This is a genomic window from Candidatus Ulvibacter alkanivorans, from assembly GCF_003333325.1.
Classification (GTDB): domain Bacteria; phylum Bacteroidota; class Bacteroidia; order Flavobacteriales; family Flavobacteriaceae; genus Ulvibacter_A; species Ulvibacter_A alkanivorans.
Genome location: NZ_QOLC01000050.1, coordinates 1 through 15,478, shown reverse-complemented (window position 1 = coordinate 15,478; position 15,478 = coordinate 1). Strand labels below are relative to the sequence as shown.

General features: G+C 41.3%; 10 protein-coding genes. 4 read left to right on the top strand and 6 right to left on the bottom strand.

Annotation, left to right across the window (positions count from 1 at the left end; translation table 11 throughout):
- Nucleotides 1-23: 23 nt before the first annotated feature.
- Nucleotides 24-3,458, top strand: coding sequence for a M36 family metallopeptidase (locus DWA30_RS03270; RefSeq protein ID WP_114491103.1), 3,435 nt, complete (start codon nt 24-26; stop codon nt 3,456-3,458).
- Nucleotides 3,459-3,689: 231 nt separating this feature from the next.
- Here DWA30_RS03270 and DWA30_RS03265 read toward each other — a convergent pair whose 3' ends face one another.
- From DWA30_RS03265 to DWA30_RS03240, 6 genes are all read right to left on the bottom strand, one after another.
- Nucleotides 3,690-4,295: a superoxide dismutase family protein gene (locus DWA30_RS03265; RefSeq protein WP_114491101.1), complete on the bottom strand. Its 606-nt coding sequence runs from the start codon at nt 4,293-4,295 to the stop codon at nt 3,690-3,692.
- A 112-nt stretch (nt 4,296-4,407) separates the two neighbouring features.
- The gene (locus DWA30_RS03260) at nt 4,408-4,905 is read right to left on the bottom strand and encodes a YdeI/OmpD-associated family protein (RefSeq protein WP_114491100.1); all 498 of its coding nucleotides are present in this window, start codon (nt 4,903-4,905) and stop codon (nt 4,408-4,410) included.
- Nucleotides 4,905-6,119 carry a bifunctional alpha/beta hydrolase/OsmC family protein gene (locus tag DWA30_RS03255; protein WP_114491104.1) on the bottom strand — a complete coding sequence of 405 codons (1,215 nt, stop codon included), beginning with the start codon at nt 6,117-6,119 and terminating at the stop codon, nt 4,905-4,907. Before DWA30_RS03255 ends, DWA30_RS03260 begins: the two co-directional genes overlap by 1 nt.
- A 106-nt stretch (nt 6,120-6,225) precedes the next feature.
- Nucleotides 6,226-8,175, bottom strand: a complete 1,950-nt coding sequence (locus tag DWA30_RS03250; RefSeq protein ID WP_114491098.1) for a S9 family peptidase — start codon at nt 8,173-8,175, stop codon at nt 6,226-6,228.
- A gap of 6 nt (nt 8,176-8,181) precedes the next feature.
- Entirely contained in the window at nt 8,182-8,868 is a 687-nt protein-coding gene (locus DWA30_RS03245) for a DUF2490 domain-containing protein (RefSeq protein ID WP_114491097.1), read from the bottom strand.
- A gap of 13 nt (nt 8,869-8,881) precedes the next feature.
- On the bottom strand, nt 8,882-12,100 hold the full coding sequence (locus tag DWA30_RS03240) for a WD40/YVTN/BNR-like repeat-containing protein (protein ID WP_114491096.1): 3,219 nt from the start codon (nt 12,098-12,100) through the stop codon (nt 8,882-8,884).
- 129 nt (nt 12,101-12,229) lie between these two features.
- On the opposite strand from DWA30_RS03240, the gene DWA30_RS03235 reads away from it, so the two are divergent.
- The 3 genes from DWA30_RS03235 to DWA30_RS03225 form a co-directional block, all read left to right on the top strand.
- The gene (locus DWA30_RS03235) at nt 12,230-13,369 is read left to right on the top strand and encodes a vWA domain-containing protein (RefSeq protein WP_114491095.1); all 1,140 of its coding nucleotides are present in this window, start codon (nt 12,230-12,232) and stop codon (nt 13,367-13,369) included.
- A 2-nt stretch (nt 13,370-13,371) separates the two neighbouring features.
- Entirely contained in the window at nt 13,372-14,835 is a 1,464-nt protein-coding gene (locus DWA30_RS03230; RefSeq protein ID WP_114491094.1) for a MoxR family ATPase, read from the top strand.
- A gap of 186 nt (nt 14,836-15,021) precedes the next feature.
- The coding region (locus tag DWA30_RS03225) for an Hsp20/alpha crystallin family protein (RefSeq protein WP_136073146.1) at nt 15,022-15,478 on the top strand (457 nt) is incomplete at its 3' end.

The following is a 15,478-nucleotide window of genomic DNA, read 5'->3' as shown; positions in this document are numbered from 1 at the left end:
TTAATCCAAATATCTAAAAATCAATGAAAAAAGTTACCAAGCGACTTTTGTTGCTGCTTATTTGTTTAGCAACGTCGCACACTTTTGCTCAGGATGTTAGCAAAAACCTGAACTATGAATTTGAACAGTTACTGGAACAAAGTGTTTTACAACCCCAAGATATTTCTTGGGAGATCACTAATGACTATGTAAGTCGCACTAGTGGAATTAGACACGTTTACTATCGTCAAGTGGTAAATGGAATCCAGATTAATGGTACCGAGTCCGGTATTCATATCCTTCCCGATGGCACAACCATTTCTGCCGAAAACCGATTTATTAAGAATACTCAAAACAGAAGTGCCGGGAATGCAAATCCTGCCTTAACTGCAGTACAAGCAGTTCAAGCAGCTGCATCTCAGTTAAACTATACTGTAAGAGGTACTTTTTCGGTATTAGAACGCAATAAAGGAGCAAGTCAAGAAACCTTAATTAGTGACGGAGGTATTTCTCTAAGCAATATCCCGGCAAAATTAATGTATCAATTAAATGAGAACGGTGAGCTAGTGCTTACTTGGGATATTTCTATCGAGGAAACTTCCCGACAAAATTGGTGGAGCTTACGCGTAGACGCAAGTACTGGCAACATTATAGATACCGCAAACTGGATGGTAAGCTGTTCTTTCGAGCACGATCACAGTATGCATGAAAATGTATTAGATTACAATGCGAATCTTTATGATATGCCAAACTACGATAAAGCTACTGCAAATGCTGCTGGATGTAACGAATGTTACGAAGTGTTCGCGATTCCTTTAGAGAGTCCTTATTACGGACCACGTACAATCGAAGTTTCTCCTCACAACCTTACAGCTTCTCCATTTGGATGGCACGATACCGATGGAGTTCCAGGAGCCGAAACAACCTTAACACAAGGAAACAACGTAACAGCTTTCGATGCAAATTCAGGTTTTCAGCCAGACGGTGGAGCAAACCTTGATTTCACTGGATATCCATTTGATCAGGTGTATACGAATACGAATCAATACGAAGAAGCTTCCATTACCAACTTATTTTATTTGAATAATACCATTCATGATGTTGTATACCTATATGGTTTAGATGAAGCTTCAGGAAACTTCCAACAAAATAACTACGGAAACGGTGGTGCTGGAGGAGACCGAGTAAATGCAAATGCACAAATTGGTCAAAACTGTAATGCTACTTTTGGAACACCGCCAGATGGAAGTAGTCCATCAATGAACATGTTTATCTGTAATGGTAAAGATGGTGATTTTGACAACTTAGTAGTATTTCACGAATATGCACACGGAATTTCTAACCGTTTAACCGGTGGTCCTAACAATACAAGCTGTCTTCAAAACACAGAGCAAATGGGTGAAGGATGGAGCGATTTCTACGGTGTTATCCTTACCATTGAGCCAGGTGATATGGGTACAGACTCAAGAGGAGTAGGTACTTACTTATTTGGACAAGGTGCTAATGGGCCTGGTATTCGACCTTTTCCTTATAGTACTGATTTAGGTGTAAATCCACAAACCTATGACGATATTAAAACCGCCGCTGTACCGCATGGAGTTGGATCAGTATGGGCAACTATGTTGTGGGAAATGACTTGGGAGTTAATAGATGAGTATGGATTTGATGCAGATATATTCAACTTTACCGGTGATGTAAATCAAGATAAAGGAAATGTAATGGCATTGGCTTTAGTAACTGAAGCGATGAAATTACAACCATGTAGTCCTGGATTTGTAGATGGTCGTGATGCGATCTTCGCTGCCGATGTTGCCTTATATGGTGGTGCCAATGAATGTTTAATCTGGGATGCTTTTGCAAAAAGAGGTCTTGGAGTTAGTGCAGATCAAGGTTCTTCTAATAGTAGAAGTGATGGAACGGAAGCATTCGATACTCCTTCCGGATTGGCTATGTTCACTGCACCTAACGATGTTTGTTTAAACGAAGGTGTATTGACCGGTCTTGGTGGTGGAACGCCATTTGGAGGTGTCTACAGCGGACCTGGTGTTACCGATGATGGAAATGGAAACACTTATACGTTCGATCCAATGGCAGCAGGTGTAGGTGTTCACACAATTACCTATGATGTGCCTTCAGGAGCTTGTTCTACTGCATCTTCAGATTCAGATGATATTGAAGTGCTTTCAATACCTCCTGGACCAACAACTACTAGTGAGTTCGATGTTTGTCCCGGAGATTCAGTTACTTTAACTGCTACTTTGAATGATCCAGCCAACGTAATAAGATGGTTCGATGCTGAAACAGGTGGAAGTTTCCTTTTTGAAGGAACCTCTTATACCTTTAATCCTACCGCTACTACAACTGTGTACGCTCAAGAAAGTGCACCTGGACCATTGTCTCAGTTAGTTATTTCAGAAATTACTACGCAGACACCAGATACGTTCGAAATCCAAAATGTGGGTATTGAAACCGATTATACCGGATATACAGTTGCAGTTAGTGATGAGCCTTATACCGACGTAAACTCAATTAACACGATTACGCAACCTCTAGGTGTTATGGGAGCCGATTCAGCTATCTTCTGGAACGATACTAGCGGACCTAACGACTGGGGGAACAACATCTTCTGGAATAATACAGGTACTGGATGGATCATTATTATTGATGATGCAGGGAATGTGGTTGACTCCGTTTTCTGGGGCTTCAATGCAACAGAAATTTCAGGATTTAATGTAACCATTAATGGATTTAACATTACTGCAGCCGATTTAGATTGGACAGGTGATGGTGCTGATTTTAGTACAGCATGTGACAATTCTTTCCGAAGACATGACGATACAAACGCCGCTGCCGACTGGGCCGCAGGATGTGAGTCTTCAGACTACGGTGTAGCTAACGATGATATCGACCTTGGTCCTGACGGATGTCCGGGTGAGCGTACGGCTGCTACAGCAGAAATCGAAGACATCGATCCAACTGTAACGTGTCCGGCAGATATTATTGAAGTAATTGATGAAGGAGATGTATTTACAATTCCAGATTACACCAATGATGCTACGGCTACTGATAACTGTACCCTAAACCCAACACTTACTCAGGACATTGCTCCTGGAACCGAAGTTGGTGAAGGCGTGTATCCAATAGAGATCACAGCAACCGACGAAGCCGGAAATGTGAGTGTTTGTACATTTACATTAACTGTAGATGAGATCTTAGGAGTTGGTGATACAGAGTTCTACAATAATGTAGTGTTGTATCCAAATCCAACAGCCGGAAGACTTACTTTAGTTAATAACAGTGCCTTCGATTTAGAATCTGTTGTAATTACAGATGTAAACGGACGTGTTATCAAAACAGTAGATCTTAAGAATGCAGGAACCACTTCAGAAATTGAAATGGAAGCCTTTGCAACCGGATTGTACTTCGTGAAGATCAATGCTTCTAATACTAGCATTGTAAAACGAGTAATTAAAAAATAACTTAGTGTTATTAGTAAAACTAAAGCCTGCTTTTTTAAGCAGGCTTTTTTTATTTCCTAGATCGTGGTATCGTTTTTGTATTATTAATCATTAATCATTACTTTGCTGCTGTTTTGAAACATAAAGTAAATATCAGATATTGTATTGGTATCCCTAAGAAGAAACATAATTAGTAGCAAATAAAAAACCCGTTATGACAGCATAACGGGTTTTTTTATAGCGGTTTTAGTCTTATTGAATAATTCCTCCGCAACTCACACGAGCTCCAGCGGCTCCAGATGGTTGTGAAGTAAAATCATCTGCTCCTTGGTGAACGATAATCGATTTTCCTAGAATATTTTTATTCTCATCGTCACATCCTATGCACCATTCATCAGTTTGCATAGAAATAGTTCCAACACCGTCGGCATCTGCCTCAAAATTTCCGATGTCTCCTTTATGATATCCTTCGGAATCACCCCATTTTCCATGATCCTCAAATGTAGGGTTCCAGTGACCACCGGCCGAGGTTCCATCAGCTGCAGAGCAATCGGCACTTTCATGTATATGTATTGCGTGCATGCCCGGTTGTAAGCCCATAACTTTAGCATTCATTCGAACAATGCCTCCTTCTTCTATAAATTCAACTTTTCCCGTAGCCGAACTACCACTTTTAGAAGCTAACGAAAATGCAACCGATTTTGCTTCGGCCATATCTGAATCTTTTTCATTCATATCCCCTTCCATTGTCTCCATCGTATCTCCATCTGTAGCAGCGTCTTCGGCTTTCTTGTCATCCTTACAGCTAACTATTGATAGCATGGCTATAGCAGTTGCTAAAATTCCTAATTTTTTCATGATTACTTGGTTTATGTTATTTAAAATGTTCTAATAAAGGTAGCCAGATTCACGACGACCCCCAAAATTTTAAATAAATCTTAGCATTTGGAGCTTGGTGGTATAGCCTGTCCTAGCTGTTATTTTTGGTAAGTAGCGATACGTCCTTGATTCCAAACTTTAAATTTTCTGAAATAAGTAAGGCCTTATCAACTCGCCGTTGAACATTTTTAATACGCAGAATATGATAGATCAAAGAACGCTTTTTACCATCGGAAAGTTGTTCGAAGCAATAGGCAGCTTCCATATCTGTTTCAAGAACGGTTGACAACTCTTCCGGCATTTCAACCCCGTATTTTGTAGTGTCTTCTATTAATTGAATATCAAAATAGTCTCCCGGTTCTACACCAAGTTCCTTTTGATATCTTTTTCCGAAGCTAAGCATATAGGTCTTGTCATAGTAGTGAATAGCTCCATAAAAGTAAATCTCATTGGTGGCATAAGAGGCTTTTATCTGTACTCTGCGGTGATCGGCCCCCAAGAATTTCTTGGCAATCGCTACGGGAATAACAAGGCGATGCGTTCCGGTAACTGTACTCGTAAAAGTTTCCGAAGTAAGCAATTGAGCCATTACGTAATTTGTGTAGTGATAATCTGAGTGGTACTGTGTAAGGTTTTATGTACCGGACATTTATCGGCAATTTGTAACAATCGTTTCATTTGTTTCTCATCTAGGTTGCCTTCGAGTTTAATTTCTCTTGTAAATGTGTCTATTTTTGCTGAAGCATCTTCACAAAGTTCGCAGTCTACCGCATGTTTCTTATCGTAGCTTGTATGCACTTCCACATTCGAGACATTCCATTCTTTTCGTTTTGCATACATCTGGATCGTCATGGCAGTACAGGCCGATAGTCCAGCAGAAACAAGCTCATAGGGAGTTGGGCCAAAATTCCGGCCACCGAAGCTCTCGGGCTCATCTGCCACCATATAGTGATCTCCTAGTTTCATATCGGTGGTAAATCCTTGTGTCGCATCTAAACTAGCAACTACATCATGTTTAGAAGAAAAGCGCTTTTCTTCGGGCATTGACACATACCTAGAAGCCCAACCTGCAATCACTTGCCCTACATAATTAGAATCCGCCTTGTTAGCCAATAAGTGATCGGCGCCGTCTAACGAAACAAAACTTTTAGGATGATGTGCTGCGAGATAAAGTTCTTCTGCATTCTTAATTCCTACGATCGTATCTTGAGGTGAATGCAGGATGAGGAGTGCTTTGTGAAACTCTTTAAGAGTCTCTGCCAACGATTGTTTTTCCAGATCGTCTAAGAAATGTTTTTTTATTGTAAAAGGACGACCGCTTAAGTTGACCGTGGCTTTTCCTGTCGACTTAATTTTTTCAATATCCTGCTCTAAATGATGCTTTACATGCTTTGGGTCGCTTGGTGAATTTATGGTGGCAACCGCCTTTAGTTTTGGTAATTGGGTGGCCGCTTTAATTACAGCAGCTCCACCTAATGAATGTCCAATTAATAGGGTAGGAGATTGGTATTCTTTTTCGAGAAATGCAGCAGCGGCCAATAAATCCTCCACATTACCTGAGAAGTTGGTATTCTCGAAATCACCTTCGCTTTCTCCCAAACCGGTAAAATCGAAACGCAATACTCCAAATCCTTGTGCAGTAAGTGCCCGGCTAATATTCTTAACTGCTAACAAATTCTTGGTACACGTAAAACAATGCGCAAAAATTGCAAAATTGTGTGGTGTTCGGTCCGCCGGTAGCTCGAGTCGACCGGCTAATGTTTGTTGATCGTTATTGGGAAAATTTACTTTTTGCAGATTCATAGTACATTGGTTTGAGATTATATGCATAGGTCGCCGTGACTATAAATAGCTTACGGCGACCTATGCAGTACTTATTGCTAATTTAATAGCTTCAATTTAATTGGTGTTACGAATCGGCATTGAGCTCGGTGGTTTCCGAGTTGCCGGAATCCATTGGTTCCAATCCTTCTCCTTTAAGATATTTGTCTAAAAATTTTAAAATACTTCCGTAGGCCTCAATCTGATTTTCCTTCTTAACAAAACCGTGTCCTTCATCTTCAAATAACACATATTCTACCGGAACACCGTTCTTTTTTACTTCGGAAACGATCTCGTCACTTTCAACTTGCAGAACTCGTGGATCTTGAGCTCCTTGCAATACCATAAGTGGCTTGGTGACATTTTCTGCATGAAATAGTGGTGAAATTTGACGCAAACGAACCGAATCTGCGGTATTTGGATCACCCATCTCTAAGTACAATGCGTCTTTAAATGAATCCCACCATGGCGGAATACTTTTAAGGGTGCGGAGCCAATTGGTTACCCCAAAAATATTAACCCCTACTTCAAACTCTTCAGGAGCATACGTCAATGCAGCCATTGTCATATAACCACCATATGAACCTCCAATAATTCCAATTTTCTCAGGATCGATCACGTCTTGTTTGGCCAACCAGTCTTTTCCGGCTATACAATCCTTAAGGTCTTTATCACCGTGATTTTGGTCGTCCATTTGGTAAAATGTCTTTCCATAACCACTACTACCTCGATTATTCACAGCTAATACAGCATACCCATGATTCACCAAATACTGGATGGTCGAACTAAATCCTTGTCGCGACTGACCGCCCGGACCACCGTGCACCCAAACCAAAGCGGGTACTTTGTTCTCGGCCGAAGCTTGTTTAGGTTGATAGTAAATTGCCGGAATTTCCAAGCCATCGAACGACTCGTAGCGCACAACTTCTGCTTCTACTAAATGGTTTGGATCGATATCTTCATTCAATACATCAGTGAGCTGGTGGTATTCTTTTGTTTCCAAATTATACGAATAGCTATTCGTAGGTTTTGCAGAGCCCCCCACATTTAAAATTGCCATGCTTTCGTCTCGAGAAAAACGTGCGCTGCTAATTGGCTGATTTTCGATTTCAGGAAACGCTACTTCCTCGCCTGTAGCTACCTCGGTAACGGTCATTACGGTTTTTGCATCTTCATTGGTAAATAATACACTGTACGTACCATCATGTGTGAAATAGTAACTAAATACGTCCCATTTGTTGTCGGTGACACGCTCGGTCTCACCGGTCTCTATGTCGTATTTAGCAACATAACTAAATTCCGAACCATCGTCTGTCGCAAAATAAACCGCTTTTCCATCGGGTGAAAAATCCATATGCTGATTGCTACTTTGTGTAGTATTGATCTTGGTACGTTCTCCGGTTTCGGTATTCAATAAAAAGAGATCGGCATCGTTCGTATTGATGGCCTTGGTTAAAGTGATGTATTTTTTATCATGACTCATACCGCCAAAATCGGTACCGCTTTCAAGTTCTAAGATTCTTTTAGATGTAAAGTCCTCGATGTTCATTTCGTAGTGATCCATAAATCTTGGGTCTCTTTCGTTACTTCCGTAGAAAAAGCTCTGTCCATCATGGGACCACCCTCTAAATAATGCACGCACCTCCGTTTCGGGAGTAAGTGCCCTAATTCCGGTGCTGTCTTTCATATAGATCTTATAGATCTCATCGCCATTTCCATCCATTCTAAAAAGAATACGGTCGTCATTCGGGAAATAAGAGATCCCGAAGACTGATGCACTGTCACTTTTTGTGATTGGCGTAAATTCACCTCCTGTGGCAGGTACGGTGTACATGTTGTAGATGCCGGAACGATTGCTTGTCACCAATACTTTCGATTTATCGGATGAGAAGCCGTTGGCCACGGCATTTTCGTTATCCATAAATTGCTCTATGGTGTACTGTTCAACTTCGACTTGAGCCGAAGTTTCCTCCTGTTTTGTTTCTTTACAACCTACCATTAATACGCAGGCTGCAACGAAAAGCATATATTTTTTCATATAGTACTAGTTTTTGTTAGTTTCATTCTTTCTGAAATCGGTACTAACCGTTATTCCAACAAGTAATCGATCAAAATCGGCACCTTCAAATTGTATTTTTTGATAGCCAATTCTCGTCTTTATCGCATCTGCGATCGCGTACGTAAGTCCGGCACCGATCCAATTCTGTGCAAATACGGGCTGTTCTACATTTAAGAATACTTCGTCATACAGATCGATCGTCCATTTTGCGTTGATAGGATAGCTTAGTTTTAGCATGTACCGTAGCCAGGTGCTGGGATCGATATCATTACTAAAAAAACGATTCTCCATTCGATATCGATGTCTTAATTTAACGGCACCTATGCTTCCGAAGAAATTAACATCGGTTACAAGTCGATGCTCGTCAAAATTTTCAGGCATTTCTAACATGTAACTGGGGTCATTTCTAAAATATCCATACCCCAAAGCTGCCGAGACCTTTTCCGAAAAACGGTAGGTTCCGCCCAGTCGAATCTTAAACTGTTGCAATTCTGAAGCAAGTTCATAAAATCGGAACTGTGTCTGTGCCTGTATGCTTATCTTATCACTTATTGTATTATTGGTTGCTATTATATACCATGCTCCAAATTCGTCTTCTGAAGGATCCTGTGCATGGATGGTGTTAATTCCTAGCGCAATTATTACTAGGGTGGCTAACAAATTGTATTTCATAGTTATTTTCTGCTTAATCTATTTTAAATGTTTCTGTTTCTTTAAATGGAGAGACTTCTAAGGTTTCCATCTTTGACTTGTATTCCGGCCATTCGGTTACAAAAAATGCATTGGTCTCCTTTATGGCCGCACTCATCTCATCGCGAGCTTGTTTCATGAGCACCTTTTCAGTACTTGTTAATCCATTAGGGCGACTTCCGCTATAGTAAGATGCGGTTCCAATACGCTGTACCACGGTAACTTCCGGGTTTCTAGTGATCCCTTGGCGATCATCTTCTCGTCCCAGATACAGAGCGATCAAGGTGTCTATTTTCTTAACGATCTCTTTGCTCGCCTTGATCTCATCTTTAAACGCATCTTTGTCCTTTTCCTTAAGTCGCTTACTAAATTCTTGCGCCGTGTTCTTACTTTCAACCAGTTGCTCCACGGCATCTGCCACCGTTTGGGTCATAAGTTCTATCTTCTTAGACGCCGTATACGCATCGTCGATCGCTTTTTGAGGAATGTCTAGCCTAGGGTCACTCTCTACTTTAATAGTGGTACTTGTTGTGGTATCCATATAGTGCAGATCTAATCGATACGTTCCAGGTTTCACTTGTGTGCCTCCCGGTTCATTTCGCCGCTCCCTAATCCTTCTAGAAGGTCGATCCACGCCTGCTTCGTCCATGTACCAAGTCCATTTGTAAATTCCGGTACTGTCGGGTGTTTTGGTTTTTAAGGTTCTAATGAGTCGGTTACCGTCATAGATCTTCATATACAATGAATCTTTGCTCATTTTGTTTTTTTCTTCGGAAGCATCCTCATTGGCGTCCTCTTCCATATCATCTTCATCGTCTTTTTCATCTTCTGTATTTTCTGTTTCTTGCTTCTGAAAGTAATAGGCGATATGAGCTCCATAGGGTCTATTTTCCGCATTGTATAATGCGTCACCACCAAATCGTGTGCCGGTAGGCTGTTGATAGGCCGCCAAGTATGCAGTAGGCGGATCGAAAACTTTTATATCTGAAGTCAATACAGTAGGATCGCTCGCGATCTTACGTAGCGGTCTAATATCATCTAGTACCCAAGCGGCGCGACCAAATGTACCAATTACCAGGTCGTGTTCCCTTGGTTGGATGACCAGATCCTTTACCGAAACAGTTGGAAATCCTTGTGTCCACTTGGTCCAAGTATTGCCTGCATCTATAGACACATACAGTCCGTCGTCTGTCCCTAAGAACAATAGGTTCTTTTCTATGGGGTCTTCAACGATACTTAGTGTATAACTGGTCACATCGTTTGCATCTACGATTCGCTCCCATGTCTTTCCGTAATTGGTAGTACGGTAGGCGTAGGGAGTATAGTTAAAACGTCGGTAGTCGTTAGCGACTAATAAAGCTTCTCCCTTGTTTTTGTTCGAAGCTTTGATCTGAACGATCCAACTTCCTTCGGGCAGTCCTTCTAGGTTCTTAGACACGTCGGTCCATGACTCTCCGCCATTTTGGGTGTAATGTACACGACCATCGTCGGTCCCCACCCAGAGCATTTGTTGCTCCACCGGTGAAGGCTCGATTACAAGAATGGTCGTATGATTTTCTGCGCCGGTCGCATCCATGGTAAGACCACCACTTTCACTTTGTTTTTGTTTTTCGGGATCGTTAGTAGTTAGATCTGGCGAAATAATCTCCCAAGTAAGTCCTTTGTCGGTACTTTTATGTACGAATTGACTTCCGAAGTAAATAGTGTTATTATTAAAAGGATCGATATTTATAGCCGAGTTCCAATTAAATCGCAACATCACATCCGGGTCGGGATGTGTTGGACGAACCGTATAATTATTACCTGTCATCCAGTCGTACCGACTTACAAAACCCTGCTGACTCATGCTCCAGCCGTAACGACTGTCATCGCGATCCGGGACCACATCGAATCCGTCCCCAAACGAAATTTCCTGCCAATAGCTATTTCGAATACCTTGGTCTTTCCAAACATAGGCAGGACCACGCCAGCTGCCGTTATCTTGCATTCCGCCATATACATTGTACGGGAATTCATTATCGACATTAATATGGTAAAATTGTGCTACCGGTAAGTTCCCGATAAAACGCCAAGTTTTTCCACGGTCGTGGGTAATATTCATTCCTCCATCGTTCCCGTCGATCATAAAACTACCATCTTCAGGATGGATCCACCATGCATGGTGGTCCGGATGTACGCCGTTATCTACGCCATAGGCACCCATTAGTTGTTCAAAGTTCTTTCCTCCGTCTTCGGAAACATTGACATAGGTGAATACAGAATACACCCGATTCTCATTTTCGGGGTCTACATAAATTTCGGCATAATAAAAGGGTCGATTTCCAATATCATTTTTATCGTTGATCATTTTCCAGTTAAACCCGCCATCTTCCGATTTGTATAATGCATTTTTTTTAGATTCTACCCATGCATAAACGATGTTCGGATTGTTTGGCGCAATCGCGATTCCCATTCTCCCTAATTCACCTTTAGGTAAACCATCTTCGTGCGTACGCTCTTCCCAAGTGTCGCCACCGTCGTAAGTTACATAGAGTCCCGATCCTTCGCCACCGGATTTAAAGAACCATGGATCGCGTTTGTGCTCCCACATAGCCACCATTAGTTTATTTGGGTTTTCTGGGTCCATGACCATGTCGGCTACACCCGTACGATTATTGTTAAATAATATCTTTTTCCATGTTTTTCCACCATCGGTCGTTTTAAAGACACCACGTTCGGGATGTTCGCCCCACGGACTTCCAATTGCGCCTACGTAAACAGTGTTCGGGTCGGTTGGATCTATTATGATTCTATGAATGTGACGTGTTTTCTCCAAGCCCATTAATTGCCAAGTCTTACCGCCATTGAGCGATCGATACACGCCGTAACCACCATTTAAACTATTACGCGGGTTTCCTTCTCCTGTCCCCACCCAGATTACCGATGGGTTAGATTGCTGAATGGCTACCGCGCCAATTGAAGCAGTGGCCTCATTATCGAATATGGGTTCCCATTTTATTCCTCCGCTTGTGGATTTCCAAAGACCGCCCGAAGCGGTTCCAACATACATGATGTCGGTATCGTTGGTGACCACGTCAATAGAGGTTACACGACCAGACATGCCCCCCGGACCAATATTACGTGGCTCCATTTTTTTTAGAAGGTCCATTGAAATTTTTTGTGCATTGATTGATGAAACGATGCAGAGTAGCATCAATAAGAGCGATTTTTTCATTCTGAAATTTAAAAAGTGATTATCCTTGATTTTTTGATCGCCTAAAGTTACTAAATTGTAGGTAAAACAAGACTCTTAAATAGCTGTTAATCCCTTCGTGAATATTTTTAAAAGCGTTATTTTTAGAATATGAATAAGAAAGAGAAGCGACAAGGCTTTGTTTTTACGAAACATACGCCGACTCCGCAATCCCCATTCGATCGTCTTTTTGAGATATTCCAAGAACTTATAACGCATACTTCGGGTGACTTCGACGAGGCCATTGATTGGCTGAAACAGCTTGATGAAGAATACGGGCTTACTTCCGAAGCATACACCATAGAAGACTTTATTGAAGACCTTAAGAAAAAGGGTTATATACGTGAAGAAATTCGCCCCGACGGAACCGGCAAGGGTGATGGAAAGGGAGGAACTACCCTCACTGAAAAACTAGAACGATCCTTACGTAAACGTGCGTTGGAGCAGATCTTTGGAAAATTAAAGCGCAGTGGAAGCGGAAACCACAAAACAAAATATGTTGGCAGAGGCGACGAACATGCCGGTGAGTATAGAGGGTATCAGTTTGGTGATCGCTTAGAACAGATCTCAATGACCGAAAGTTTGAAGAATGCCCAGATCAATCACGGAATAGGATCCTTTACACTTTCAGAAAATGACTTGGTCGTAGAAGAAACTACTTATAAAGCTCAAATGAGTACGGTGCTCATGATCGACATAAGTCATAGTATGATATTGTACGGTGAAGATCGTATTACGCCCGCGAAAAAGGTGGCAATGGCGCTTTCAGAATTAATCACAACGCGCTATCCAAAAGATACGCTCGATATTTTAGTCTTCGGAAACGATGCATGGCCCATTAAAATAAAAGATCTTCCTTACTTACAGGTAGGTCCGTATCACACCAACACCGTAGCCGGGATGCAATTAGCAATGGATATGCTGCGACGAAAGCGGAACACCAACAAACAAATATTTATGATCACCGATGGGAAACCAAGTTGTATTCAGTTACCGGATGGTCAATATTATAAGAACAGTAATGGATTGGACCCGTACATTGTGAATAAATGTTACGCCATGGCAGCGCAAGCCCGAAAATTGCATATTCCCATTACTACATTTATGATCGCGAGCGATCCTTATTTACAGCAGTTTGTAGACAATTTTACAGCAGCAAATCAAGGGAAGGCGTTCTATACCGGCCTAAAAGGGTTGGGTGAAATGATCTTTACCGATTACGAAACAAATAGAAGAAAAAGACTTAGATAACTATGGAAATTGAAAAAATAAAAACTTTTGGCGCTTTGAAAAAGGCAGGATATTCCTATCGTTCGGTTAAGGACGAATTACGACAAAATCTCCTTCAAAAGCTCATGAAAAAAGAACAAACTTTTAAAGGAATACATGGCTATGAGTATACGGTAATTCCCGAGTTGGAGCGTGCTATTCTTTCAAAGCACAATATAAACCTATTAGGGTTGCGCGGTCAAGCGAAAACCCGTTTGGCGCGACAAATGGTTTCGTTGTTAGACGAATATATCCCTCTTATAGAAGGAAGCGAGATTAACGACGATCCGTTTAAGCCAATTTCAAGATTTGCCAAGGAAACACTACGAGAGAAAGGTGACGCCACGCCAATCTCATGGTTGCATAGAGACGCTAGGTTTGCAGAGAAACTTGCAACGCCCGATGTAACCGTGGCAGACCTTATAGGTGATGTAGACCCTATTAAAGCGGCGAATTTAAGGTTGACCTATGCCGATGATCGCGTAATTCACTTCGGAATGATTCCGAGGGCGAATCGCTGTATCTTTGTGATCAACGAACTACCCGATCTGCAAGCACGTATTCAGGTTGCGTTGTTTAATATTCTACAAGAAGGCGATGTGCAGATACGTGGATTTAAGCTACGGTTACCATTGGATATTCAGTTTGTATTTACTGCCAATCCAGAAGACTATACCAACAGGGGAAGCATTGTAACACCCCTGAAGGATAGAATTGGGTCTCAAATATTAACCCATTACCCGGAAGATGTCGAGATCGCACGCAGCATTACCGAACAAGAAACGGCCCAAGCCGTAGCCGAAAAAGAATCGGTGTATGTGCCCGAAGTGGCCAAGGATATACTTGAGCAAATTAGTTTTGAAGCACGTGAGAGCGAATTTATTGACGCTAAAAGTGGTGTTAGTGCGCGACTTAGTATTACGGCATTTGAAAATCTTTTGAGCACGGCCGAACGCAGAGCATTGGAGCATGGGAAGACCGATACCACAGTTCGCTTAAGCGATTTTATGGGTATTATTCCTGCGATAACAGGAAAAGTTGAGCTTGTATACGAAGGAGAGCAGGAGGGAGCAGCACAAGTCGCCTATCAACTTATTGCCGATGCTGTAAAGCATCAGTTCAATTTGTATTTTCCGAAGATCGAAAAGCTTCAGAAGGAAACCGATCCGGATCCGTATGCCGATGTAATTGCGTGGTTCTTTGAAGAGAGCGGATTTGAATTATTAGACAGTCTTTCCGACGAAGAATACAGAGCGCAATTGAATAGGATTAACCCTTTGGAAACACTCATTAATGAACATCTGCCAAATGTTTCCGAAGCAGATAAACCATTTTTTAAAGAATTTGTGCTTTGGGCCTTGGTCGAGTATAAAAAACTTAGTAAATATAATTTGAGTAATGGGGTTCGATTTAAAGATGTGTACGGAGGTTATATAAGCGGACTCTAGTAGAATCTGAAAAATTTTCACTGACATTTTTTCACCTTGATAAGGATTTGTTTGAGAAAACTGAAGATATTGTCATAAAAATGTAACGAATCTTTAAAAAGACTAGGTTGTAATGCCTTCACTTTTGGTTTGGAATATATTTTGCTTTTTACTGTGTAAAATATGTTGAACTTAAATTTTTTAGTTATGAGTAATTTAATTAAAAGTGAAAAAAATGGTAGTTTGGCAAAACCGGGAATGACAGGAACATTTCCAACATGGTCTTCATGGATAGATGAAATGTTCAACAATGATTTGCCAAGCGTATTTAAAACAAATTTTAATGCTGGCTTTAGTCTTCCTAAAGTGAATATTTCTGAAACAGATGACGCCTTTACAGTAGCCTTAGCGGCTCCTGGAATGAAAAAGGACGATTTTAAGATTGAAATAGACAATCAAGTGCTCTCTATTTCTTCTGAAATGGAACAAAATGAGGAAACCGAGAGTGATAATTTTACGAGACGCGAATTTGGTTACTCTTCGTTTCAGCGAAGTTTTACACTACCCGAATCGGTAGATAGTGAGAAAGCAACTGCTTCTTATGAAGATGGAATCTTGAAATTGGAACTTCCGAAGAAAGAAGAAGCCAAGAAAAAGCCGCCTA